At 70.5% G+C, this 25738-nt stretch carries 15 protein-coding genes; 5 read left to right on the forward strand and 10 right to left on the reverse strand.

Translation table 11 applies throughout. The annotated features are described in order from the left end of the window. Positions 1-1444 precede the first annotated feature (1444 nt). The 3 genes from ACTWNK_RS12455 to holA all read left to right on the forward strand — a co-directional run bounded on the left by ACTWNK_RS12455 (position 1445) and on the right by holA (position 6513). A complete protein-coding gene (locus tag ACTWNK_RS12455) occupies positions 1445-2323 on the forward strand; it encodes a ComEA family DNA-binding protein (RefSeq protein WP_474304066.1) in 879 nt (292 codons plus the stop codon). A 695-nt stretch (positions 2324-3018) separates the two neighbouring features. Then, on the forward strand, positions 3019-5280 hold the full coding sequence (locus ACTWNK_RS12460; protein WP_474304067.1) for a ComEC/Rec2 family competence protein: 2262 nt from the start codon (positions 3019-3021) through the stop codon (positions 5278-5280). A 252-nt stretch (positions 5281-5532) separates the two neighbouring features. Beyond that, positions 5533-6513 carry a DNA polymerase III subunit delta gene (gene holA / locus ACTWNK_RS12465; RefSeq protein ID WP_474304068.1) on the forward strand — a complete coding sequence of 327 codons (981 nt, stop codon included), beginning with the start codon at positions 5533-5535 and terminating at the stop codon, positions 6511-6513. 295 nt (positions 6514-6808) lie between these two features. Here the strand turns inward: holA and ACTWNK_RS12470 are convergent, their stop codons facing one another. Beyond that, positions 6809-7318, reverse strand: coding sequence for a MarR family winged helix-turn-helix transcriptional regulator (locus tag ACTWNK_RS12470; protein ID WP_474304069.1), 510 nt, complete (start codon positions 7316-7318; stop codon positions 6809-6811). A gap of 86 nt (positions 7319-7404) precedes the next feature. On the opposite strand from ACTWNK_RS12470, the gene ACTWNK_RS12475 reads away from it, so the two are divergent. Then, positions 7405-8760 (forward strand): MFS transporter, encoded by a 1356-nt coding sequence (locus tag ACTWNK_RS12475; protein WP_474304070.1) that lies wholly within the window; start codon positions 7405-7407, stop codon positions 8758-8760. Here the strand turns inward: ACTWNK_RS12475 and ACTWNK_RS12480 are convergent. Then, the gene (locus tag ACTWNK_RS12480; protein WP_474304071.1) at positions 8708-9601 is read right to left on the reverse strand and encodes an EamA family transporter; all 894 of its coding nucleotides are present in this window, start codon (positions 9599-9601) and stop codon (positions 8708-8710) included. The genes ACTWNK_RS12475 and ACTWNK_RS12480 overlap by 53 nt on opposite strands. A gap of 139 nt (positions 9602-9740) precedes the next feature. Here ACTWNK_RS12480 and ACTWNK_RS12485 point away from each other — a divergent pair, with 139 nt between their 5' ends. Further along, complete coding sequence (locus ACTWNK_RS12485; RefSeq protein ID WP_474304072.1) at positions 9741-10229, forward strand: MarR family winged helix-turn-helix transcriptional regulator; 489 nt, start codon at positions 9741-9743, stop codon at positions 10227-10229. A gap of 445 nt (positions 10230-10674) precedes the next feature. Here ACTWNK_RS12485 and ACTWNK_RS12490 read toward each other — a convergent pair whose 3' ends face one another. The 8 genes from ACTWNK_RS12490 to ACTWNK_RS12525 form a co-directional block, all read right to left on the reverse strand. After that, the gene (locus ACTWNK_RS12490; RefSeq protein WP_474304073.1) at positions 10675-11373 is read right to left on the reverse strand and encodes an ABC transporter ATP-binding protein; all 699 of its coding nucleotides are present in this window, start codon (positions 11371-11373) and stop codon (positions 10675-10677) included. After that, positions 11363-12286: an ABC transporter ATP-binding protein gene (locus ACTWNK_RS12495; protein ID WP_474304074.1), complete on the reverse strand. Its 924-nt coding sequence runs from the start codon at positions 12284-12286 to the stop codon at positions 11363-11365. The genes ACTWNK_RS12490 and ACTWNK_RS12495 overlap by 11 nt, the downstream gene beginning before the upstream one ends. Positions 12287-12373: 87 nt before the next feature. Then, positions 12374-14998: a hypothetical protein gene (locus tag ACTWNK_RS12500; RefSeq protein WP_474304075.1), complete on the reverse strand. Its 2625-nt coding sequence runs from the start codon at positions 14996-14998 to the stop codon at positions 12374-12376. Beyond that, entirely contained in the window at positions 14995-18258 is a 3264-nt protein-coding gene (locus ACTWNK_RS12505; protein WP_474304076.1) for an ABC transporter permease, read from the reverse strand. Before ACTWNK_RS12505 ends, ACTWNK_RS12500 begins: the two co-directional genes overlap by 4 nt. A 160-nt stretch (positions 18259-18418) precedes the next feature. Continuing rightward, positions 18419-20881, reverse strand: a complete 2463-nt coding sequence (locus tag ACTWNK_RS12510) for an FtsX-like permease family protein (protein WP_474304077.1) — start codon at positions 20879-20881, stop codon at positions 18419-18421. After that, on the reverse strand, positions 20878-23973 hold the full coding sequence (locus ACTWNK_RS12515; RefSeq protein ID WP_474304078.1) for an FtsX-like permease family protein: 3096 nt from the start codon (positions 23971-23973) through the stop codon (positions 20878-20880). Before ACTWNK_RS12515 ends, ACTWNK_RS12510 begins: the two co-directional genes overlap by 4 nt. Positions 23974-24276: 303 nt before the next feature. After that, positions 24277-24549: a 30S ribosomal protein S20 gene (gene rpsT / locus ACTWNK_RS12520; protein ID WP_474304079.1), complete on the reverse strand. Its 273-nt coding sequence runs from the start codon at positions 24547-24549 to the stop codon at positions 24277-24279. 140 nt (positions 24550-24689) lie between these two features. Further along, positions 24690-25688, reverse strand: a complete 999-nt coding sequence (locus ACTWNK_RS12525) for a glycoside hydrolase family 18 protein (protein ID WP_474304080.1) — start codon at positions 25686-25688, stop codon at positions 24690-24692. Positions 25689-25738 lie beyond the last annotated feature (50 nt).

Below are 25738 nucleotides of genomic sequence, written 5' to 3' on the forward strand. Positions count from 1 at the left end.
GCAGCTGCTGCTTTGTGGGTGGCTTGTGGAACCTTGTGCGGCCAGTTGCGGTGCTGTTTGGTCGTGGTTGCGTTCCTTGGGCGGGGCGGAGTTCCGCCGACGATGGAGTCCTCGAATGGCCGCGGTGTGCTGTGGGCGTATGGCCTTCGACCGGAACGAATCGCCCATCACACCCGCATAGCCGTCGTCCGGCGGTCACTCCCCGAGGTAGGAACGAGGCGCCGATCCGCATCCCGCATCGCGATGTCGGCCGTCACTCCCAGGGTAGGAACGCGGCGCCCATCCACACCCCCGCGCAATGGCCGCCGTCACTCCCAGAGATACGCACAAGGCACCCATCCACACTCCACAAAGCGACGCCGCCGTCATCCTCAGAAGCGCGAACGAAGCGCCGATCCACACCCCATAACGCGATGCCGGCCGCCATCCCCAGAACCACGTTCGCCCTCTTCAGGCCCACCAGCCGCCCCGTACGTTGACCGACGTGCGGAGCAACCCCCAACCAACAGAGCGAGCCATAGCGGAATCCCGCCTACGCCGCCTCACCATGACGGCTTGGACCCCCGCCCCCTCGCCGCCCCTCCACCATGCGCCCCATACCGAAACCACCCTCTCGCCATCCCTCCGCCACAGGCCCTCCACCGGAACCGCTCCCTCACCGCCCCTCCGCCAGACGCTTCAAGGCAGAACTACCTCCCCACCCTCTCCGCCTCCTTACTCCTCGAACCACGACACCAGCCAGCCCTTGTCCGTTCCGTCCTTCGTAGACGACAGAGCGGCCTCTCACAGTCCCGAAGGGCTACCCCTCCACCTCCATACGCCCACGTCCGACACCCTTCACGATCCGCGCACTCGGCCCGGCCCGCCCAACCCACACACCTCGTACATACCTGTCGAGCTGTACGCCGCCTCGGAGCCCGACGAGGCCCAAGACTGGCAAGCCGACCAAGGCTTCCCCGAGCCATCCCCTTTCAACGACCCTCACTACTCACCTCCCACCCGGCAGGACCCCCACTCGCCACGCCGCCACCCATACCACCAGCCACATGGCCTGCCTCCTGGACCCTGGACACCTGACGCCCAGCCGCCCGATCCCCAACCCTTCGACGCACTCTCCCCACCGGACCTCGCGCCATTCAACCCCACCCCGCATGGCCCCTTGCCGCCCGCGTTCGCCCTCCCCGCTCTCGCCCCATCCGACCTCGGCCCGCAAGGCCTCGCCTCACACGACCTTGGCCCACACGGGTTCGCCTCACACGACTTGGTGCCGCACGGTCTCGCCCCACATGACCTTGTGTCGCCTGGCCAGGTCGTCTACGACCAGGCATTGCACGACGCCCCCTCGCACGGCGACTCCTCATACGACCAGGCTTCAGCCGATCAGTCGCCTCCCGGTCGGTCTCCTCACGTGTGGTCGCCTGCGGATTGGCCTTCCGAGGACTGGGTGCCCAACGATCAGCAGCTCGCCAACAGGCAACATGTGGAACGCCAGCTCACTGACGGCCAGCTCATGAACAGCCAGCCCAAGGACGGGCAGCCCATGGACGGCCAATTCACAGACAGGCCGTGTACGGAGGAACGGCTGACCGGCGACCGGCCCCGCGCCGGCCAATCTCCAGCCGCCCCCTCACCACAAGCATCCGCCCTCTCCTCCTTCACGGCCTTCAAAGCGGCGGTCGAATCGGGCGTGTCATCCCCAAACGGCGGCCGTTCAGGCGGAGTACGCGTCCTCATCGCCCTTGGCGTACTGGCGGCTGTCGCCGCAGCCATCTACGCATGGCGCTCCCAGCCGGAACCCGTCCCTCTACTCCCTCAACAGCCAATCGCCACCACCTTCCCGTCCACAACAGCCGCCGCCCCCAACCAAAATCAGCCAATCACCACATCGACCCCACCACGTCTGACAGTCCATGTAGCCGGCAAGGTACGCAAGCCAGGCGTCTACGAACTCCCCACCGGCTCACGCGTAACGGACGCCGTACAAGCAGCAGGCGGCCCGCGACCAGGCGCATCAACCAATTCCGTAAACCTGGCCAGAAAACTGATCGACGGCGAACAAATCGTCGTAGGCACTCCCGGCTACGCCGCCCCCGTCACATCCTCCGGAGACCCAACCTCCACAACCCCGACAGAGCCACTCGACCTCAACACAGCCACCCCGGCCCAACTCGAACAACTCCCCGGCGTAGGCGAAGTCCTAGCCGCCCGAATCGCCGAACACCGCGCCACTCACGGCGGCTTCCGCACCATCGAACAACTCCGCGAGGTATCCGGCATCGGCCCCAAAAAGTACGAAGACCTCAAATCCAAAGTCCGCATCTAGCCCCGCCCTCCACCTCGGTCCCCCGCATCTCTCCCGCCCTCCCTCCGCCTTCCTTCTGCCTGCTCCCTGCTCCCTGTAGACGGTTCTCCCGAGTGCCCTCACTTCCTGTTCCCGCCCTCATGTGCTCCGCCGCTGTCTGCCCTCTATCCCGGGACTTCGCCAATCCCTGCGCTCTCGGCGCCGGGCCTCCAGCCCCGACCCTCTTCCCTTCGACCAGGAAGGACCCAGCCGTGGAGCCCGGTAGCGAGGTGCTGAAGCGTTCCCATACGTGGACTCTCGTACCACCAGCTTTCATGGTTTGGGCCAATGCTCTTGTCCTGCTCGGCGCTCCGGTCCTAATCATCGTTGGGGCGGCCCTTCTCCAAGCCTTGGCCGCCGTCGCCCTGGCAATTCGCAGAGGCCAACCGTCACGAATCGGGCATGCGTCGGCCTCAGCAGTACGGCGCCAAGCCTCGCCACAAGAACCAACACGCGCGCCAGCCGAGGACGACCAACTCGCTCACCCTCAACAGGCTGCGGCCCAATCCGCGCAAACCCATTCCCCGCACGCTCACCAACCGCAATCCGGCGCAACGCCTGATCACCAACCCCAACTCCTCCCGATCGCTCGTAGACTTCCCACGGCAAGCAGCCTGTCCGCGTTCGCGCGATCGCGCCTCCATCGGACGACAGCCGCGCTATCGCAGGCCGGTCAGATGCGTAGCGCGCTCACCGCCATGTTCGTCTGTGGTGCAGCGGCGGCTGCTTCGGTGGCGTTCCACGTTTTGGCCGTTACGACCGGTCCCGTCCCCAGCCTGGCTGCGACGCGTGCCCAGATATCCGGCGAGATCGTCCTGACCGACGATCCCAAGCGCCTCAGGTCAGTCGAGGGCGTCCAGCAGCAGGAGCGCTTCGTCGTCCCAGCACGCCTGGAGATGTACGTCCGGCCGGGCCACGCCTCGATCGCGCGTCAAGCCGTACGCGTACCGATCACTGTGTTCGGGTCCGGTCCGGCCTGGCGGTCCTTGTTGCCGAGTCAGAGGCTCCAGGTGTACGGCAGGCTCGGGCCGGGGGAGCAGGGGGAGTTGGTGGCTGCCGTGATGTTCGTGCGGGGGGCGCCGCAGGTGCTTTCGGGGCCGACGGCGGTACAGGCGGTGGCGGGGGAGTTGCGGGAGGGGCTTCGGGAGGCGGCTGATGTGCTGCCTGCCGATCAGCGGGGGCTGTTGCCGGGGCTGGTGGCGGGGGACGTGTCGCGGATGGAGGCCCAGGTTACGGCTGACTTCAAGGATGCGGGGCTCAGTCATCTGACGGCTGTGAGTGGGGCGAATCTGGCCATTGTGGCTGGGGCCGCGCTCGCGTTGTCGCGGCTGGCGGGTGTGCCGCTGGGGGCGCGTGCCGTACTGGCTGCGGTGGCCATGATCGGGTTTGCGATTGTGGCCAGGCCGTCGCCGAGTGTGTTGCGGGCGCTGGTGATGGGGCTGGTCGGGGCGGTGGCTCTGGGGAGTGGGCGGGCGAAGGACGGGGTCGCGGCGCTTGGGGTGGCTGTGCTGGTGTTGGTGTTGTTCGATCCTGGGTTGGCTCGGTCGTATGGGTTCGCGCTTTCGGTGGCGGCGACGGCGGGGATCTTGCTGCTTGCGCCTCGGTGGCGGGACAGTCTGGCGAGGCGTATGCCTCGTTGGGCCGCCGAGGCCATCGCGATCCCGGCTGCGGCTCAGGCTGCTGTGACGCCGGTGCTCGTACTCATGGTGGGCGAGCTTTCGCCGATCGCCGTTCCGGCGAACCTGCTGGCGGGGCCGGCTGTCGCGCCCGCCACGGTGCTGGGGTTCGGGGCGGCGCTGGTGGCTCCGGCGTTTCTGGAGGTGGCCCGGCTGCTCGTACTGCCTGCCGGGTACGCGGTTGGCTGGATCATCGTTGTGGCCGAGCATGCCGCAGCCGTGCCGATGGGTACGTTGCGTTGGCCTGGCGGGGTGTTGGGGTTGGTGCTGCTCGCCTTGTGCACGGTGGTGGCGGTCTATCGGGCGTATCGCCGGTCCGTGCGCGGGGACGAGGAGGCGGGGGCGGGGGCGACTCGTGTCGTCCTGCCGCTTTCTCGGCGGTTCCTTGGGCGTGCTGTGTTGGCTGTCGGGGCGGGGGCGCTGGTTGCGGCGGTTGGTGTGGTGCCGTTCGTGAGCGCTTGGCCGCCTGGTCGTTGGGTGATGGTGGTGTGTGACGTAGGGCAGGGGGATGCGATCGTCCTCGCGGCTGGGCCGGGGCGAGGTGTGGTGGTCGATGTCGGGCCTGACACGGTTTCGGTGGATCGGTGTTTGCGGCGGCTTGGAGTGCGTGATGTGCCGCTGCTCGTGCTCACTCATCCGCATGCTGATCATGTGGGAGGTCTGGCCGGACTGTTCCGGGGGCGTCGGGTCGGGGCGGCGCTGGTGGCGGGGACGCCTGGAGGGGAAGGCGGGCGGGTGGCGGGGGAGTTGAGGCGGCGTGGGGTGCCGGTATGGGAGGCGGTGGGCGGGATGCGCTGGGTGTACGGACCTACCGAGGTGACTGTGCTGGCGCCGGTCGGGGTCGGAGGGCCGGTGCCGCGAGGGCCGGGGGACGGGGCGGATGTGAACAATTCCAGTGTTGTGCTGCATGCACGCTGGCGTACGGGATCGGCCTTGCTCAGTGGGGATGTGGAGACCGAGGCGCAGGCGGATTTGGTGCGTAGGGGGGTGCCTCGGGTGGATGTCCTCAAGGTGCCGCATCATGGGGCGGCTCGGCAGGACGCCGGGTTCCTGGCGGCGGTCGGGGCGAGGGCGGCGTTGATCAGCGTCGGGGCGGGCAACTCGTACGGACATCCGGCTCCGGCGACGTTGGCGCGGCTGTATTGGCTTGGCGCTCGGGTTCACCGTACCGATCAAGGGGGTGATCTCGCGGTTGTGGAGCGGGGGGCGAGGGCTGGTGGGCTGGCCGTTCTGTCACGGGGGGTGAGTGGGGAGGGGCGGTGAGGAGTGGGGGCGAGGCATGGAGGGGGCGGAAGGGCGGTCAGGGCTGTGAGGTGGCGGGAAGCGTCGGCGGGGCGATGGGAGCGCATGCGTAGGTGTCGTTGACGCGTGGGTGGCGTTGGGCGTCTGAGGGGCATTGGGGCCGTGCGGGTGTGGGGTGTGAGTGGGGCGGATCAGGGAGGGAGCTCAGGGCGAGGGGAGCTTGTGAGGGGTGGAGATGGGGATTGGGTTCTCGTGGGGAGGGGGTGTCGTGGCATGCTGCACGGCATGGCTAGCGAACCCGCACTTGTGACGCTCGTTGTCGGCGACGAGGAGCTTCTGGCGGAACGGGCGGTATCGCTCGTGGTGGCGGCCGCGCGGGCGGTTGATCCCGAGGCGGAGACGCAGGACCTGGTGGGGTCGAAGGTCGAAATGGGGGAGTTGACGCGGCTCGCTTCGCCGTCGTTGTTCGGGGATCGGTCGGTTGTGGTGATTCGATCGGCTCAGGATCTGGGCAAGGATGTCATCGCCGAGGTTGTGGCGTATGCGAAGCAGCCTTCGGATGATCTGGTGCTGATCCTCGTTCATCCGGGAGGGGTGAAGGGGAAGGCGCTGGTCGACGGGATCAAGAAGACGGGCGCTTCGCTGGTCACCGTGACCAAGCTGACGAAGCCCGCCGAACGGCTTGAGTTCGTCAAGAGCGAGGTCAAGCGGGCGGGGCGTGGGATCGCGGGAGACGCCGCTCAGGCCCTGCTGGACGCCGTTGGCAATGATCTGCGGGAGTTGGCGGCCGCGTGCAGCCAGCTGGTGTTCGACACGCAGGAGAAGACGATCGATCTCGCGGCCGTTGCCCGGTATCACAAGGGGCGGGCGGAGATCAGCGGGTTCACGGTGGCGGACTCGGCGATCGAAGGCAGGCTGGGGGATGCGCTGGAGCAGTTGCGGTGGGCGATGGGGACCGGGGTTGCGCCTGTACTGCTGGTGAGCGCATTGGCCGGGGGGTTGCGTTCGCTGGCCAAGGTCGGGGGAGCGCCGCGCAATCTGCGGGGTGGGCAGTTGGCGTCCCATTTGGGGATGCCGCCGTGGAAGGTCGATCGCGTACGGCGGCAGCTCAATGGGTGGGGGCCCGAGGGGTTGTCGCGGGCGTTGCAGGCGGTGGCCGTTGCGGACGAGCAGGTCAAGGGGGGCGGTGCTGACCCGGGGTATGCGTTGGAGCATGCCGTGCAGACGATCGTGGGGAGCCGGAACGGGCGGTAGTTCTTGGGCCTCGGGTCGGGGGCCGGTAGTTCTTGAGGCCTCGGGTCGGGGAGGCCGGCGAGTTTTCGGTCCTCGGTCGTTTGTTCCGATTCTTATCGTCTGTTCTGTTTCTGGCCGTTTGTTCGGTTTTTGGCTGACCGTTCTGTTTCTGGTGTTCTGTGCCTGCCGGTCTCCCGTTGTTGGGTTGGGATGTTGTGGCTGCTCGTCGTGGCGCGAGGTGGGGCGGTTGCTAGTGCTTCTGGATCGTCCCGTTTGGCGGATCGTCTCGCCTTAGGTTCTCGCGGTGTGCTTGTGGCTATGGGGTTGAGGTTGGGGGGTCTTGGGGTTCGGTGGTGAGGAGGAGGCGTTTGAGGAGGGCGGAGAGGGTGTCTTGTTCGGCGGGGGTGAGGGGGGTGAGGAGGGCGTGTTCCACGTCGGCTCGGATGTCCATGGCGGCCATCCAGAGGTCGTGGCCTTTGGGGGTGAGTTCGACGTCCACGCGGCGGCGGTCGGTGTCGCTGCGGAGGCGGCGGATCAGGCCGGCGCGTTCGAGGGTGTCCAGGCGGCCGGTCATTCCGGCGGGGGACAGGCGGAGTTCGGTGGCGAGTTCGGACGGGGTGGCCTGCCAGGGGGCGCCTCGGGCGGCCAGATGATGGAGGGTCTCGAACTCGAAGTCCTGCATGCCCACCTGTGCGAGCGCCGCCTCTTTGGTCGTACGCAGGTGCTTCACCAGGTACTGCATCCGCGTGACGATCGCCTCGACGCGTTCGTCGAAGGGGGCTTTGCCGCGCCAAAGGGCCAGGTGGCGATCTACGGAGTCCTCCATCGAGCCAGTATGCCAGGGCCGGGTACGACGATACGTCGGCGAGTATTTAGTTGACGAAAGATTAGCCAACGAAATACATTCGCCTGGTGATTCTTCGCCTCGTTCTCGGGCGGTCGCTGTCGGCTCTCGCCACCGCGCTCGTGCCCACCACGCTCACCCTTGCCGTGCTCAGGGCTACCGGGTCGGCGGCTGATCTTGGGATCGTGCTGGCCGCGGAGTTGGTGCCGCTGCTGTTGTTGCTGCCGGTGGGCGGGGTGCTGGCTGACCGTTTCGCGCCCGAGCGGGTGTCGCTGGTCGCCGACCTGGTGCGGGCGGGGGCGCAGGCGTCGATCGGCGTACTGCTGGTGCTGGGGGTGGCCCGGATCGCCGATCTTGCGGTGCTGGCGGGGGTGACGGGTGTGGCGATCGCATTCGGTACGCCTGCCGTGCCCCGGTTGGTGATCGCGGTGGCGCCCGCGGGGGAGCGGTTGCGGGTGAACTCGCGGATCGGGGTGGCGACCAGCCTGTCGGCCGTGGCGGCTCCCGCGCTGGCCGGGGCGGTGGCGCTGGCGGCGAGCCCGGGCTGGGCGTCGTTGCTGACGGCTGCGCTGTTCGTGTGCTCGGCCTTGACCCTGGGCGGGGTGCGTACGGTGGCTGCGCATGGTGGGGGGCGAGTGCTGGCGGGGCGTGTTGGCGCTGGTGCTGGTGCGGTCGTATCCGGTGCGCTTCAGGGGGTGAAGGCGGGAGCTGGGGCTGTGGGGGCGGCGGGGAATTCGGGCCGGGGAGGTTCCGCGGTCGAGGGCGGACATGCGCGGGCGGATGTGAAGCGGGCGGGACGGTGGGGGCTTGGTGGGGTTGGGCGGGAATTGGGGGAGGGCTGGGAGGAGGTACGGCGGCGGCCGTGGTTCCTGGTGAGTGTGCTGGGGCATGGGGTGTGGCACTTCGCGGCGGGCATGTTCCTGACCTTGGGCCCGTTGATCGCGGTCACGGGGATGGGGGGTGAGGCCGCCTGGGTGGTCATCATGCAGAGTGGGACGGTTGGGCTGGTGATGGGGGTGTTCGCCGCGCCGAGGTTGCCGATTCGGCGGCCGCTGGTGGTGGTGGCCGTGGGGGCCGCGCTGTACGGACTGCCGTTGGGGGCGCTGGCCGTACCGGGGGCGCTTGGAGTGGTGGCGGGGGCGTACTTCGTGGCGATGTTCGGGCTTGGACTGCTCAGTCCGTTGTGGGAGACCGTGGTGCAGAATCGGGTGCCTGAGGAGACGATCGGGCGGGTACGGTCGTTCGATTCGCTGATCTCGTTCGCGGCGAGGCCGTTGGGGTTGGCGGTGGCGGCGCCGCTGGCCGGTGTGGTGGGTACGGCGTGGCCGTTGTCCGTTGCGGCCGTGCTGGTGGTTGTGGCGAGTTTGGCGGTTATCGCACTGCCTGACGTACGGGTGAAGGAGTCGAAGGGCGCTGCCGCGTGAACGTCAGCTGGCCCACCACGGTCGCCGCCAGCGCGAGGACGAATCCGGCGAACTGCAGTGCGCCCATGGACTGGTCGAGCACGACCCAGCCGAGCACCGCTGCGGTCAGGGGGCTGAGCGTGCCGAGAAGCGAGACCTGTACGGCGGGCAGGCGCGAGATGCCGCGGAACCACAGCGTGTAGGCGGCGGCCGTGCCGACCAGGCCGAGCCAGAGGTACCCGCCCACGGCCGCGGCGTCCATGGCCGGGGGAGGGCCCTCGATGATCAAGGCGAGCGGGGCGATCAGCAGGCCGCCCGCCGTCAGCTGCCAGCCGGTCAGCGCGAGGTCGGACACGCCCTGCGGCTTGCCCCATGCCCTGGTGAGTACGATGCCCGACGCCATGCCGACTCCGGCCAGCAGCCCGGCGAACACTCCCAATGCGTCGAGGGCGGCATTGGCCCGCAGGACCACCAGGCTGACGCCGATGGAGGCGACGATTCCGGCGATCACACGGTGTACGGCCACACGCTCGTGGAGCACGGCTCGGGTCAGGCCGGCGACGATGAGCGGCTGGATCCCGCCGAGCACCGCAGCGACGCCTCCCGGCAGGCGATAGGCCGAAAGGAAGAGCAAAGGCATGAACATGCCGATGTTCAACGCGCCCAGGACCGCGGCTCGCCACCACCAGTCGTTGCGGGGGAGCAGGCGGGTCACGGCCAGCAGGAGAAGCCCGGCTGGGAGTACGCGGAGCAAGGCGGTGAGGAGGGGGCGATCGGGTGGGAGGAACTCGGTCGTTACCAGGTATGTCGTACCCCAGACGGTGGGGGCGGCGGCGGTGGCGAGGATCAAGGCGGGTCGCATTGTGGTGCCTTTCGGGTGGGAGGTGCTGGGCGGGGTGAGGTACGGCGGTGCGGGGAAGGCTGGGTGGCCAGGTAGCTCGTTAGTAATTAACTTAGCACTAAGCTATTTAGTGTCAAGCTTTCCCGGTAGGGTGATGGGTATGACGGAGGACGCGGTGGATCGCATCGTTGAGCAGTGGCGTGTGGAGCGGCCGGATCTGGAGCCTGATCCGATGGCGCTCTTCGGGCGCATCTACCGGATCTCGCGGTTGATGGGCGATCGGATGGAGACGATCTACGGGCGGTTCGGGCTGGGGCGGGGGGAGTTCGATGTCCTCGCCACCCTGCGTCGAGCCGGTGCGCCGCACGTCCTGTCGCCCAAGGCCATGACGGAGAGCCTGATGCTGACATCGGGCGGTATGACGGGGCGGCTCGACAGGCTGGAGCGTGCAGGGCTGGTCACACGGGAGCAGGATCCCGGGGATCGCAGGGCGTTGCGGGTCGGCCTCACACCTGAGGGGCTGCGCGTGATCGACGACGCCGTCGCCGCGGGACTGGTCGATCAGCACGACGTACTCGCCGCCATGCCGGAGCAGGACCGCGCCCGCCTGGCCGACCTCCTCCGCGACCTCCTCCACATCCTCGACTAGCCACACCCGCCTCGACTGGCTGTTCTGTCCTGAGAGGTTAGGAACACGACTGGGTGGCTGGCCGCCGAGTGCGGTGTGACCGCGGTGGTGATTGTAGGCGTGCAGCCACTGTGGGAGTGTCCGGCGGCGCAGAGGGGCGGGGCCCCAGACTCTGGGTGAAGGATCGGCTCATCCCAGACGCTCCACCCAAAGCTCCACCAGAAGCCCGCGCACCCCCGGCAAATGCGCGCCCACAGGGGCGAGCCCCCGTCAGCCAGACCAGCACAGACCCCATAAGACGCCACCGAAAAGCGCCCCGCCAATCATCCTCCAAGCCCTTGGCCCCAAGCCTCAAGCCTCAAGCGTCAGGCGCCAAGCCCCAAGCGCCAGGATCCAAGCCTCAGGCACCAAGACATAAGCCCCAGGCTCCAAGTCCCAAGGTGCCACCAAAAGCACCCAAGCCCCCCTACCCCCCCACAACCGCCGCCTCATGCAAGATCCCATCGCTGATCTCCAGCACCCGATCAGCCAGCGTGATCAAAGACGGATCATGCGTGGCAACAAGCGCCGTAACCCCCTCACTACGCACCAACGCCCGGATCAGCTGCATGATCTGCCGCCCGGTCTGCGAGTCCAGCTGCCCGGTGGGCTCGTCCGCGACCAGCAACCGAGGCCGGTTCGCCAAGGACCGTGCGATCGCCACACGCTGCCGCTGCCCTCCGGACAGTTCGTACGGCCGTTGGTTGACGTGCTGTTCGAGGCCGACCAGCGACAGCAGCATGCGGACGCGCTTGTCGCGTTCGGCGGACGGCGTACGGGACAGCCGCATGGGCACGCCGACGTTCTCGGCGGCCGAAAGGACGGGAATGAGGCCGAACGACTGGAACACGAACCCCACGACGTCGCGCCTGAGCGCCAGCAACCCCTCCTCGGGCAGTGCGGTGACCTCCTGGCCCGCCACGACGACGCGCCCGCTGTCGGGACGGTCGAGGCCGCCGATCTGGTTCAGCAGGGTGGTCTTGCCGGACCCCGACCTGCCCCTGATCGCGATGAGTTCGCCGGGGTAGGCGGAGAACGTCACCTCCCGCAGCGCGACGACCTCCTTGGGGCCGGTGCGGTACACCTTGCGCAGGCCCTCGACGACGACCAACGGCTCACTGCTCATCAGCGGGTTCCTCCCGGGCCGGCCACACGCCGATGTGGTCGGATTCGAGTTCGAGGCGCACGCGGCGCTCCATCTCCAGGGCGTTCATGAAGTCGCGGGGGAGCTGCAGCCGCCCGACCCGGTCGAGCACGGCGTACTCCTCGGCGATGATCTCGCCTTCGGCGCCCTCGCGGCGCAGCGTCTCGCTGCTGGTACGGCCGTCGCGGATGCCGATGGTCCGGTCGACCTGCTCCGAGACCAGGGCGTCGTGCGTGACGATCACGACCGTGACACCGAGTTCGCGGTTGGCCCGGCGCAGCGCCTCGAACACCTCCTCCGACGTCTCGCTGTCGAGTTCGCCGGTGGGCTCGTCGGCCAGGATGAGCTGGGGGGAGTTCGACAGCGCGACGGCGATGGCCACGCGCTGCTGCTCGCCGCCCGACATCTCCGACGGCCGCCGCCCGGCGCAGTAGCCGACGCCGAGCAGTTCGAGCAGTTCGAGCGCCCGTCCCTTGCGGGGCTTGCCCGCCAGCTTCATCGGCAGTTCGACGTTCTCGCGGGCGTTGAGGTAGGGCAGCAGGTTGCGCCCGGTCTGCTGCCAGATGAAGCCGACCACCTCACGCCGGTACCGGAGCCGATCGCGCGCGGTCATCGCCAGCAGGTCGGTGCCCGCCACCTTGGCCAGGCCCGCGGTGGGCACGTCCAGGCCGGACAGGACGTTCAGCAGGGTGGACTTGCCTGAGCCGGAGGCGCCGACGATGGCGACCAGTTCGCCCTTCTGGATGAGCAGGTCGAGGCCCTGGAGCGCGACGACCTCGACGCCTTCGGTCTTGTAGATGCGCACCAGGTTGTCGCACACGATATGAGCGTCATGTCCGAAGGCAGCCTTCTCCTGGGTGGCCTGCGCCTCCAGCTCGGACAGGGTCGGATTCACTGAGCCTCCTGTGTTCCTTCGATCCACAACGCGATCCACAACGCGATCCACAACGACGTGCCACCCGGGCCACTCGCTCCACCCATGTCAGTCACCCACCCGCAACACCGACCCGAGCCTGCGACGCCGGCTCACGGCGGTGTGCGCGTAGGCCCCGAGCACGGCCACGGCCGCCAGCCCGGCGGCCAGCACGACGGGCACGGTCAGATCGGGCGTGAGCTCACCCACCGCCATGCCGCCCCCGTACGAACTGAGATCGACGCCGGGCCCGAGCGCGAGCGGGAGGCCGACCCCGAGCAGCAGCCCGGCCAGCGCCGTGATGATGATCATCGGAGACACCTCCAGCACCGTGAGCCGTTGCGCCTGACCTGCGGACAGCCCCAGCGTACGCAGGAACGACAGCGCCTTCGCCCGGTCGTCCGCGCTGATCACCAGGGCCAGGACGACCGCGACGAGCGCGTACCCGGCCAGGGCGATCGTCACGATGAGGAGCGTCGTCTGGATGGTCCCGGTGAGCGGCCTGTCCTTGATCGCGGCCAGGGCGGACGCCTGCGAGGTCACGGTGACCCCGGGCAGCCCGATCGCCGCCTTGATCGCCCCGGCCGAGGCGTCGCCCTTGACCAGCAGGGTGTTCACCTGCAGCCACGAGCCGGACCTGGCGGGCGCATCCAGCGGCACGACGACGAAGTTGCCCTCGGTGAACAGGCCGGGCACCCGTTCGACGATGCCGGTCGGCGTCAGCGTCATCCGGCGGAACCAGCCGATCTCCAGCGTGTCCAGGCCGCGCAGGTCGCGGGAGAACAGCGCGGGGATCCCGGGCCCCTTCGGCGGCGGCGGCAGGACGAGCGGCCCGTCGTCGAGGATGCTCTGGTAGTCGGCCAGGTCGACCGCGATGATGGCGGTCCTCCTGCCGCCGAGCCCGATCTGCGCCTGCCCGACCTGGGCGGTCACGACGTGCTCGACGCCGGGCGTGCTCCGCAGGCGTGCGATGGCCTCGGGGGCGATGGTGGCCTCGCTGACGACCCTGATCGGCGCGCCGACCTTCTCCCACGCGGCGCGCTCCTGCGTCTGCGCGATGCCACCCGAGATGATCGCCGCGAACACCGAGACGGCGAGCGCGGGCAGCAGCACCAGCACCGGCAGCACGGTGAACGACTTGGCCCTGGCGGCGAGCGTGAGCCCCAGGAACGGCACGGCGGGCCTGCGCCGCGCGGCGAGCCCGAGCATGGCCCGCAGCGGATAGGGATACAGGCGCAGGGTGACGAGCGCGGCGGCCACGGTCAGGGCGATCGGCACCAGCAGCAGGAACGGGTCCTGCCCCTGCGTGCGTACCTCGGTGGTGAGCCCCCGGGTGCGCAGCAGGTAGGCCCCGCCGAGCGCCAGCCCGACTACCACGACCTCCAGCGTGACGCGCTTGGCCGACGGCCGCGCCCTGACCACGTCGTCACGCCGTTCGGTCACGGGCGAGCGATGGGTGTGCGCGAGCCGAGCCGCGGTGAAGGCGACGGCGGTGAGGAACACCAGCACGGGCGCGAGATGCACGATCAGCACGGCAGGGCCGGGCACCAGCCCCGACAGGGCGTAGCCGGCGAGCGCTGCGGGCGCGGTGACGAGCGCGACCAGCGCGGTGCCGGTCCCGGCCACCCGCGCCAGCGACCCGCCGCGCGCCCGCATGAGCGCCAGGGCCGGGTCGAGCCGCTCGGCCAGCAGCTGCACCGCCAGCACGATGACACCGAGCGCGACGATCAGCAGACCGCCGAGCACGAGGTACATCACCGTCTGCGCGGTCGACAGCTCCCCGAGGAAGGTGCCGAGCAGCTGCGGCAGCCCGGTCTGCAGCCGGTAGGTGGAGGCGTCGGCCGGCTGCAGCGACACCACGCGCCCGTAGTCGGCCAGCGACCTGATCACGCCCGGCACGTCGAGCGCGTCCGCCTTGGCCGCGTCGACGCTCAGCACCCAGCTGTAGACGAGGTTGCGGTCGGCCCCGCTGAGCATGGACAGCCCGGCCGAGGGGATCAGCGCCGTGATGTGCGTCTCCTGCTCGGGGCTGCCGGGCACGGTGACGATATTGACCTTGGTGATGTCGCGGTGGTGGTCCCAGTACGGGTCGGCCTCGTCGTCGACCTTGAACACACCGGTGACCTTGACGGCGGCGAAACGCGTGTTGCCGACCACGGCCAGCGTGCCGACGTCCAGGCCCATCATGCCGACGGCCTGCTCGACCACGCCCACCTCGAAGATCGGCACGACGCCGACGTCGGGACGGCCGGGCACGGGGCCCCGCTGCGGCGCGCCCGGCGCCCTGCCCTTGACCCAGCGCACCCTGGAGTCGGCGTCCGACAGCCAGGCCATGTTGATGTACTGCATGCCCCGGTCGTTGGCGGGTGTCTGGAAGGTCTTGGCGCTCTGGTGCGTGGTGCCGCCCGATGGCCGTACGACGGCGGCGAGCCGGGGCGGCAGGTTCTTGCGGAACAACGCGTCGCGCTCGGTGAACTGGCGCGTCTCGCGCAGGTCGTCGCCGCGCGACTCGTAGGTGATCGACAGGTCGCGGGCGTCGGCCTTGGCCGTGCCGATCGAGTCGCGCAGCGCCTGGTCGTAGGAGCCCTGCAACGCGCGCGGCATGCCCGCGACGAGCAGGCACGCGCTGAGGGTGAGCGCGGCCAGCACGGCCACGGCGCCGAGGTGCACCCGGGCCAGCAGCAGGGTCTTCACTGGTCCTCCCCGATGCGCAGCACCTGGCCGAGGCCACGCCTGCGCAGGTTCCTCGCCAGCGCGGCGACGATCGCGAACAGCAGGACGGCCACGACGGCGAGCATGAGCAGCGTGGCCGGCCAGGGGATGTCGAGCAGCACCGACGGCGTGACGGCCGCGGCCTGCCCGGTGAGCACGATGTGCGGCACCACCAGCGTCCCGACGACGAGGGCGAGCACGGTGCCGGAGACGAGCGAGAGGCCGATGATGAACGTCTGCTCGATCGCCAGCAGCCCGAACACCTGACGGAAGCTCACCCCGAGCGCCCGAAGGATCACGAACTCGCCCAGCCGCTCGCGCGCCGCGACGGCCGCGTTGACCAGGAAGCCGAGCGCGGCGAACACCAGCGCGGACAGGAACCCGAGCACGAGCGCGCCCTGCAGCCCGCTGGCCAGCGGGTCGTCGCGCAGCTTGGCGGTCAGGCCAGGCAGGTCGACGGCGGTCGTGGCCCACTCCGGCTTGGCGGCGAGCGCCTTGAGCGCGGCCGAGGTGTCGCCGCCGCCGGTGCTCATCCACCATTCGGTCGCGGGCTGCGGCAGTGTGGCCGAGGCGAGCGCCCGGCCCTGCAGCGTGTCCCAGTCGACGAGCAGGGCGGGCCGGTCGGGGGTGGTCGTCGGCATGCGCTCGACGATGCCCGCGACCCTGACCTCGATCGTCCTGCGGTCCATGCTGATCGGCGCGACCTGGCCGGTGACGAGCTTGAGCTCGGTGGCGAGTTCGGCGGTGAGCACGACGGGCAGCGGCTTGAAGATCCCGGCCCCGGCGCTGCGCGGCGGCGCGAACAGGGCCTGGTCGTCGATCTCCTGGGGTGCGGGAAGCACCACGTACGGCCGTGCGTCGCCGTCGGCGCCCGCCTCGGGGGGCGGCGCCTTCAGGGTGAACATCGCGCCCGTCGCACTGATCTCGGGCGTTGCGCCCCGCGTCCCCGCCGCCCACCGCACGCCCTGCGGGAGCGCCAGGTCGCGGCCGTCGGCGGCGACGCGGTCCACGCTCACCCCGACGCTCGCCGTACCCGGTGGCACGGTCACGGTGAAGCCGCGCAGGCTCAGCGGGTAGGACAGCGTGCCGCTGCGGCCGGCCAGCGCCTTGAGGTCGACGCGCACCTGGTTGGCGCCGAGCTTGAGCGGCCCGACGACGATCTCACGCCACACGCCGAGCGCGTCGGAGAGCGTCATCCGCACGGGCAGGTTCGTGTACGTCCCGGCCTGCGCCGCGGGCGCCTCGACCCTGACGTCGAGGACGAGCGCGTCCGGCTCGCCGGGCACGGGAACGGCCACGATCGAGGGCCTGGCCGCGCCGAGCCGCTGGGCCATCGTGGCGACCGGGTCGTCCGACAGATCGGCCCGCAGGGCGAACAGGCCGGGCATGCGATCGGCGTCGAGCCCGAGCAGGGTGACGTCGGCCCCGCCGAGCTCGGCCTGCCCCCTGAAGGCCGGGGCCGCCTCCCGCACGCCGGGCAGCGCCGCGAACGCCGTGCCCCGGCCGAACACGCCGAGTTCGGGGCCGTCGGGCGGGCCCGAGACGCGCAGGTCGGCCCCGGCCTGGTGCCTGGCCTGGTCGGCCTGCGAGGAGCGCCAGGTGGCGGCGGTGGCGATGGACACCACGCCGATCGCGACCGCCATCGTGAGCAGCAGCGCGGGCCCCGCGTACCTGAGCGGCCTGCGGCTGACCTGCCACGCGCCGAGCGCGGGAGCCAGCGACGTGCGCCGTGAGGTGATCTTCTCCGCCAGCGCCGAGATCCGTGGCACCAGCCGCAGCCCGAGCATGCCGCCGCACAGCAGCGCGAGCGCCGGACCCGAGATGATCAGCGGATCGATGCCGAGCGCCCCGGTGGCCGTCGCGGTGACCGGCGCCCCGTAGTGCCGCAGCTGCCAGATCGCCAGCCCCGCCACCACGAGCAGCGCCAGGTCGGCCCCCGCACGCTGGATCAGCCCCCTGCCCCCGCTGCGCCCACGCGCCGACTGCTCCTCGACATAGGTACGGCGGGCGCCGCTCAGGGCGGGAAGCGCGAGCAGCACGGCCGAGGCCACGGCCACCGCGACCGAGACGGCGAACGTGCTCGCCTCGACGGAGGGCGTCAGCCGTACCCCTGTCGACTCGATCCACGGGATGGAGGCGACCAGGCGCAGCAGTGGCGGCCCGAGGAACGGCGCGACGAGCGCGCACGGCAGCGCGACCAGCAGGGCCTCGCCCCCGGCCAGCGCCACCAGCCGGACGGTTCCGGCGCCGCGTGAGCGCAGCAGCGCCACCTCCATGCGCCGATGGTCGGCCAGCAGCCTGGCGGTCAGCATCAACGCGTAGGCGGCCAGCAGCAGCAGTTGCAGCACCGGGATGAGCATGGTCGAACGGGCCACCAGCGAGGCCGTGGACAGCTGCGTGAGCATCTCGGGCAGACGGCTGGACGCCGAGCAGTTGACGCATCCGGCGGCCCGCAGGTCGTCCTTGAGCTCGCCGACCCCCCGGGCGAAGGGCCGCAGCCGTTCGGGGGAGAGCGTGCGCAGGTCGGGTACGGCCAGCCAGGTGGCGGTGACATTGCTGGCGAAGCGCTCGACGAAGGTGTCCTGCGGCACGACGAGCGGGCCGTAGGTGGTGAAGTTGCCGACCTCGACGCCCCGCGTGAGCAGCTGTTCGCCGTCCCACCGGTCGGCGCCGGGGTCGTTGAGCTGGAAGACGCCGGTGATCTTCACCTGGACGGGCGCGCGGTCGATCCTGGCCTCGGTCGTGATGACCTGGCCGGTGCCGAGACCGAGCGAGGCGGCCGTCGACATCGAGATCGCGGCCTGCACGACGCGTCCCTGCGCGGGGCCCGGCCAGGCGCCGTCGGTGAGCCGTGCGTTGCGGTCGAGCTGCTGGTAGGAGGCGAAACGCAGGAGTTCGGGCGTCTTGCGCTGTTCCTGGCCGGGCAGCACGTAGGAGTCGGAGCGCAGTGCGGTCGTCACCTGGGCGGGCACGCCCTGGTACACCTTGGCGACCTGCGCCCTGACGGTGGCGTCGCGCTGGGCGAACGTCTCGGCGGTGACCGGGCCGCTGACGGTGGCGGCGACCGTGCGCACGGAGGCGGTCTCCATCGTGCGCCGCACGCCGACCTGGGCGATCGACGAGGCGTACATGGTCAGGGCCACCAGCGTGGTGGTGGCCAGCAGGATGGAGCCGAAGGCGGCCAGCAGCAGCATGGGCTGGCTGAACGCACGTTTGACCACCAACGGCACGCGCCCCCGCATGAGCCCCCCAACTCCCCGTATGTCCTGTTCAATGAACTTTTGCGGAGAGTCAAGGTCATGGGCAAGACGATCTTCCCAACGGTGACGGACCTGATGCGCTGCGGCGATGCGTGCGTGATATCGAAACTGTGACAGTCTTCACACGGAACTGTGACAGCTCCTATGCACCCACATACGGACTGAGATCAACTCCCGGCCCCAGCACGGGGGCGAGGCCGAGACCGAGCAGCAGACCGACGACCACGGCCACCACGATCATCGGCCCCACCTCGAGCAACGTCAGGCGCCGAGCCTGCCCCCTCGACAGGCCCAGCGTGCGCAGGAACGACAGCGCCCTGGCCCGGTCCGACGCGGTCAGCACCATGGCCAGCACGACGGCGGCCACAGCATAGCCGCCGAGAGCCAGCGTCACGATCAACAACGTGCTCTGCACCGTCCCGGTGAGCGGGCGCTCCTCGATACGGCGCAGCGCGCTCTCGTAGGTCGTGACCACGACGCCCGGCCCGGCCGCGGCCCTGAGGTCCTCCTCGCGCAGGCCTTCGCCCGCGATCAGCACGGTCGTCACCTGCTTGACGACCTCGCCGGGCAGCACCACCAGGCTGTGCACGCCCGCAAGGCCCGGCAGCGTCTCGACCGTGCCGCCCGGTGTGACCTTGATCAGCTGGCGCTCCCAGCCGACCTGGATCTCGCCGACGTTCAGCTCCTTGGACACCAGCGCGGTGCCGTCGAGCACGTGCGGCACCGACAGCGGCGTGCCGTCCAGCAGCCCGCTGTAGGCGGCCAGGTCGACCGCGACCACGGTGGCGTTCCTGCGCCACCCGGCCCCGATCTGCGCCGAGCCGACCGTGGCCGTGCCGATCTGCGCCGTCACCGCCTTGCGCACGCCCGGCGCCCGGCCGATCCTGGCGACGGTCTCGGGGCTGAGCGGCGTGCCGCTCTGGATCCTGGCGTGCGCGCCCACCTGCTGCCAGGCGGCCAGGCTCTGGCTGTCGGCGATCCGCCCGGCGATCACCGCCCCGAACGTCGCCACCGCGAGCGAGGGCAGCAGCACCAGCACCGGCAGCACGGCGAACCGGCCCGACCTCGAGGCCAGCGTCAGCCCGAGGAAGGGCACCGCGGCCGGCCGCCTGGACGCCAGCCGCGTCATGAACCGCAGCGGAAAGGGATAACACCGCAGGGTGAGCACGGCCGTGGCGACGGTCAGCCCCAGCGGCACCGCGAGCAGCAGCGGATCGGCCCCGCCGGATGCCACCCCCGTCGTCAGCCCGCGCTCGCGCAGCAACCAGGCTCCGGCCAGCGCCAGCACCACCACCGTGAGCTCAAGGGCCACCCGCAACGGCGAGGTACGCGTCACGGTCACGTCGTCGCGCTGCTCCAGGGCCGGCGCCCGATGCCCGAGCGTCAGCCGTACGGCGGCCAGCGCGACGGTCGCGAGGACCACCAGCAGCGGCCCCACGTGCGCCGAGGCCGTGGCGGGCCCCGGCACCAGCCAGGACAGCCCGTAACCGGCGCCCCCCGCGAGCACCGAGACGAAGGCCACCACGGCCGTCCCCGCACCCGCCACCTGGCCGAGCGACCCGCCCCGCGCCCTGGCCAGCGCCAACGACGGCGACAACCGCCCGCACACCAGCTGTACGGCCAGCACGATCACCCCGAAGGCGACCACGAGCAGCCCGCCGAGCACGAGCGACATGACGGTGTCGGCGGCGGCGAGCTCGCCGAGGAAGGAGGTCAGCACCGTGCCCAGATCGGTGTCCGTCGAGAACACGCTGGCGTAACCGCCGGGACCGAGCGGCTCCACCTTGACGGCACGCGCGAAGTCCTGCACGGCCTGGGAGGCGGTCGCGGCCGTCCGCACGTCGGCGGAGACGGGGTCGACCGCGATCACCCAGCTGAGGCCGAACCTGATCTCACCGGGATCGATCGTGGCGTAGGCGGTGTCGGAGACGACGGCGCTGATGTGGTTCTCGTCGTAGCCGCCCTCCGGCACCGAGATCAGCCTGACCTGGGTGACGTCCGCGTTGTGCTGCCAGTAGCGGTCGGCCGGGTCCTTGACCTCGAAGACACCGCTGACCTGGGCGATGAGCCCGCCGGGCGTGCCCAGGGTCACCGTCGAGCCGGTCGGCAGCTTGAGCAGCTCCGACGCCTGCCTGGCCAGCGCCACCTGCAGCGGCCCGCCGCCGCCCGACGAGCCGGGCGGTCCGCCCTCGACCCATCGCACCCGCTCGCCGAGACCGGACAGCCAGGCCGGGTTGACGAAGGTGTGATCGATGCCCTGGCCCTTGATCACGGGAATGTTGGCCGACCTGGCCGCCTGGTGGCTGTGCAGCGGCCGGTCGGTCACCTGGCGCAGCCCGGCGGGCAGCAGCGCCCTGAACCTCGCCTGGAGCGCCGCGAACTGCGACGCGGTGCGCGGCTCGCCGGGCTGGCCGTAGGCGCGCATCGACACCGTGAGGTCCGAGCGCGCGGCCTCGGTCGTGCTCAGCAACCGGCCCAGCGCCTCGTCGTATGCGCCCTGCGCGGCCCTCGGCAGCGCGCCGACGAGCAGGGACGCGCTCAGCACCAGGACGGCCAGCACGGCCGCCGCGCCCGCGTGCGTCCGCAGCAGCAGCAGCGCCTTCACTTGTCCTCCCCGATGAGCAGCGCACCGCCGAGCCCGCGCCTGCGCAGGTTCCCGGCGAGCGCGGCGACGATGAGCAGCAGCACGGCCGCGACGGCGGCCAGCATCGCGAGCGTCCAGGTCAGCGGGATGTCCAGCAGCACCCCTGGCGTGACGGCCGCGGCCTGGCCGGTGAGCACGATCCTCGGCACCACGAGCGCGGCCACCACGACGGCCAGCCCGCTCCCGGCCACCAGCGACAGCCCGATGACGAACGTCTGCTCGATCGCCAGCAGCCCGAACACCTGACGGAAGCTCACCCCGAGCGCCCGCAGGATCGCGAACTCGCCGAGCCGTTCGCGCGCCGCCACGGTCGCGTTGACCAGGAAGCCGAGCGCGGCGAAGATCAGCGCGGCCAGGAAGCCGAGCACCAGCGCGCCCTGCAGGCCACCGGCCAGCGGGTCGTCGCGCAGTTTGACGGTCAGCTCGCCGAGGCTGACCACGGAGGCGCTCCACTCGGGATGGCCGCGCACGGCCTCGGCCGCACGCTCGTCGCCGCCGGTCGCCAGCCACCACTCGGTCGCGGGCCGCACCCTGCTCAGCAGCGTCTCCCTGGCCTGCAGCGTGGTCCAGTCGGCCAGGACCGCGGGCTTGCCGGTCGGCGCCGCGGGCAGCGAGTCGACGATGCCCGCCACGCGCACACTGGTCGGCACCCGGTCCAGCGTGACGCGTGCGGTCTGGCCCCGGATCAGCTTCAGCTCGGCGGCGAGTTCGGCGCTCAGCACGACGGGCAGGGGAGCGGCGAGTGTGTCGGCGAACGAGGCTCCGGCCAGCACGTGCACCGGACGCGGATCGGCCGAGGTGCGGCCGCCTGCCGCGTCGAGGGTGAAGCCGTCAGGCTCGCGCACGAGCTGGTCGCGGCCGGGCGTGAGGCTGCCGTGCGTCCACTGGGCGCCCTGCGGCGAGCCGATGCCCTCGACCGTGACGCTCAGCGGGCCGCGCACGGCGTGGAAAGTGAAGCCGCGCACGGTCAGCGCCTGCGCCGGGCGGCCGGACCTGCCGCTCAGCTCCTTGAGGTCGAACGTGTTCACGCCCGGCCGCAGCCTGATCTCGCGCCACACGCCGAGCGCGTCGGTCACGGTGAGCGCCATCTGCGTGCCCTCGTAGCCGGTGTTCAGCCGCACGGTGAGGCGTTCGGGCAGCGGCAGTCCGGCCGGGGGCGTCCTGGCCGTGCCCAGCGCCCTGCCGAGGTCGGCGACCGAGTCCTGCGACAGGTCGGGGCGCAGGCGCATGAGGCCGTCGAGCTTGGCGGCGTCGAGTGCGACCAGCGTCGCCTCCTCGCCGCCGAAGTCGGCCGCGCCCCTGAAGGCCGGGCTGATCGCCCGGACGCCCGGCAGCGCCGCGAACGTCGGGCCCCGGCCGAACACCCCCAGCTCGGGCCCCTCGGGCAGGTCGGCGATCCGCAGGTCGGCCCCGGCCTGGTGCCTGGCCTGGTCGGCCTGCGAGGTACGCCAGGTGGCGGTCGTCGCCAGCGACACCACGCCGATCGCGATCGCCATCGTGAGCAGCAGCGCGGGCCCCGCGTACCTGAGCGGCCTGCGGCTGACCTGCCACGCGCCGAGCGCGGGAGCCAGCGACGCGCCCTTGGAGGTGATCTTCTCGGCCAGCGCCGAGATCCGCGGCACCAGCCTGAGCCCGAGCATGCCCCCGCACAGCAGCGCCAGCGCCGGACCCGAGATGATCAGCGGGTCGATCCCGAGCTCCCCGCCCGCCGTCGCCGTGACCGGCGCCCCGTAGTGCCGCAGTTGCCAGATCGCCAGCCCCGCCACCCCGAGCAGGATCACATCGGCCCCCGCCCGCTGCACCAGCCCCCGCGCCCCGCCCCGCCCGCGCGCGGTCTGCTCCTCCACATAGGTACGGCGAGCCCCGCGCAACGCCGGAAGCGCCAGCAGGGCCGCCGCGGCGACGGCCACCCCGAACGACACGGCGAACGCGGCCGGATCCACGCCGGGCGTCAGCCGTACCCCGGTGGCGGCCAGCCAGGGCGCCTGCCCGACCAGGGCCAGCAGGGGCGGCGCGAGGAAGGGCGCGACGAGCGCGCACGGCAGGGCGACCAGGAGCATCTCGGCGGCGGCCAGTGCGGCCAGCCTGCCGGTCCCGGCGCCGCGTGAGCGCAGCAGCGCCACCTCCATGCGCCGATGGTCGGCCAGCAGCCTGGCGGTCAGCATCAGCGCGTACGCGGCCAGCAGGAGGAGCTGCACCACGGGGATGAGCATGGTCGAGCGGGCCACGAGCGCGGCGGTGTAGAGCTGGCCGAGCATCTCGGGCAACCGGCTGCTGGCCCCGCAGTTGCCGCATCCCGCCTGGTCGAGACGCTGTTTGAGCGAGCCGACCTCGGCGGCGAACGAGCGCAGCCGCTCGTGGTCGAGTGCGCGCAGGTCGGGGACGACCAGCCAGGTCGGGCTCAGCGAGGCGGTGTCGAAACGGCTCAGGAAGGTGGCGCGCGGCACGACGAGCGGTCCGTGCGTGGTGTACCCGCCGACCTCGATGCCCCTGGCCAGCAGCGGTTCGGTGAGCCAGCGGTCGTCGTGCGGGTCGGTGAGCTGGTAGACGCCCGAGACCAGGACGCGCAGCGGCTCGTGGCTGATCCTGCTGTCGGTGGTGATGCTCTGCCCGGCCTTGAGACCGAGTGCGGAGGCGGCGGGCTGGGAGATCGCGGCCTGGAGCACCTCGCCGGGCGCCGACTCGGCCGGCCATGCGCCTTCGAGCAGTCTGGCCCGGTCGGCGAGGCCGTCGTGGCTGGCGAAGCGCAGCAGTTCGGGCGTCTGGCGGCTCTCGTGGCCGGGCACGACGTAGGACTCCGACATCACACTGGTCGTGGTCTCGACGGGCACGCCCGCGTACGTCCGGGCGACCTGGGCCCTGATCAGGGCGTCGACCTTCGCGAAGTCCTGCGCGCGAACCGGCGCGGTCAGCACTGCCGAACTCGTCGCCACCGATGCGCTCGCCATCGTGTGCCTGACGCCCGCGGAGGTGACGGAACCCGCGTACATGGTCAGGGCGACGAGCGTGGTGGTGGCCAGCAGAATGGAGCCGAAGGCGGCCAGGAGCAGCATGGGCTCACTGAACGCACGTCTCACCAGAAATGGAACTCGCCCCCGCATACGGTTACTTTTGGGACTGGAGGCGGCTCACGGCAAGAGGTCCTGGAAAACGGTGATGGACCCGGAACCCAGGCGTGATGTTGAAATCGTGACATCACATTGATCGAATCGGCATGCGCGGCTGTCATGCGGCCCGTCAACCGGGGGGCGACATGCGAAAAACGCCGCACCCCGGAATCGGAGTGCGGCGCTCGGAGCTCGCGTCAAGCGGGCCCTTGAGGCCGGAGCGGCCTGGTGGACCTGCCTGGCGTGGACCTACTTGGCGGCCGTGAGGGCCGCGGCCTGCTGCGCGATCGCGGACTTGCGGTTGGCAGCCTGGTTCTTGTGGATGACGCCCTTGCTGACGGCCTTGTCCAGCTGGCGGGCGGCAGCCTGCTGCAGAACCTTGGCCTCGTCGGCGTTGCCCTGCTCGGCGGCCTCGCGGAACTTCCGGATGGCCGTCTTCAGGGAAGACTTGACAGCCTTGTTGCGCAGACGAGCCTTCTCGTTCTGCTTGTTGCGCTTGATCTGGGACTTGATGTTCGCCACGAAGAAGCCTCGGTGAAGGTCAGATGTCGGATGGGGCGCGCGGGCTCGTGAGAGGGCGCGCCACACGCAGTTGAACAGGTTACCAAAATTCCAGGTCGGTGCTCAAATCAACGGCCCGGGCATAAGCCTGCGATGCGAGTCTACCCGGCCCTGAACCAGCCTTCGTCGTACTCCGCCCAGTCCTCCTCGGTAGCCGCGAAGTCGACATACATCGCAAGACCGAACGAAACTCTCGATCTACCTCGGTCGGTGACGGCCAGCCTGGTCGCCTCCGCCGCGATCGCGACGCTCTCGGCCGCGTCCAGATAGGCGACGCCGTGGTCGTGGTAGGCCGGGGCGCCGATGAGCAGGGTCTTGTCCTCGGGCACCAGGTCGAGGCCGAGCGCCGCCTGCCGTACGACGTGTCCGCCGTACAGGCCGCCGGTCGGCATGAAGGAGTCGTAGGTCATGACGGCGACCTGGTCGACCCGGGCGACGACGTCGGAGAAGTAGCCCTGGGACCAGTACTTGTCGTGGCCGGTGACGACGCGGGCGGCCGGGCGCATCAGGGGATAGGGCTCGATCTGCGGTGTCGAGGTCGACAGCAGCCGGGTCAGCGGCCTGGTGCGCTCCAGCAGGTCGAGGAACTCCTCGTCGTCGTCGCCGATCGGCTCGAAGTTGTAGTGGACGCCGTCGAAGCCCAGAGCCGTCACGGCCTTGACGCCGGTGAGGATGTTCTGCCGCGTGGTGGCGTCGTCGAGGTCGAGCACGCCGTTGACCTTCTGCCCGAGCCAGGCCGACACCCGTACGCCCGGCAGATGGCGGCGTACGGCGGCCAGGAACTCGGCCGCCTTCGGGTAGCGGCTCTCGCCGAGCGTCCCGTCCCGGTTGAAGGGACCGGCGTGCACGTAGAGATCCTTCACCCCCGTACGGCTCAGCCGCGCGGCGAGCGCCCGCACGTCCTCGTCGTTCTTGCGGCCGTCCACCCACATGTGTCCCATCCACAGGGCGTCGTTGCCGGTGCTCTTCGCCCATGTCGCGGGACTGCCGGTAAACTGCAGGAGGTGCGTGGCGGCCAGCAGGCCGGCCGACGCGACCACGAGGGCCACGACCAGCGCGATCAGGCGCAGGGCGTGGCGAACGACGGTCCGGATTCTCATCCGGACATGTCACCATGAAGATTGGCTGGCTTGCCAGCCATGATCGTCAT

The organism is Nonomuraea sp. IBHARD001, assembly GCF_056106265.1.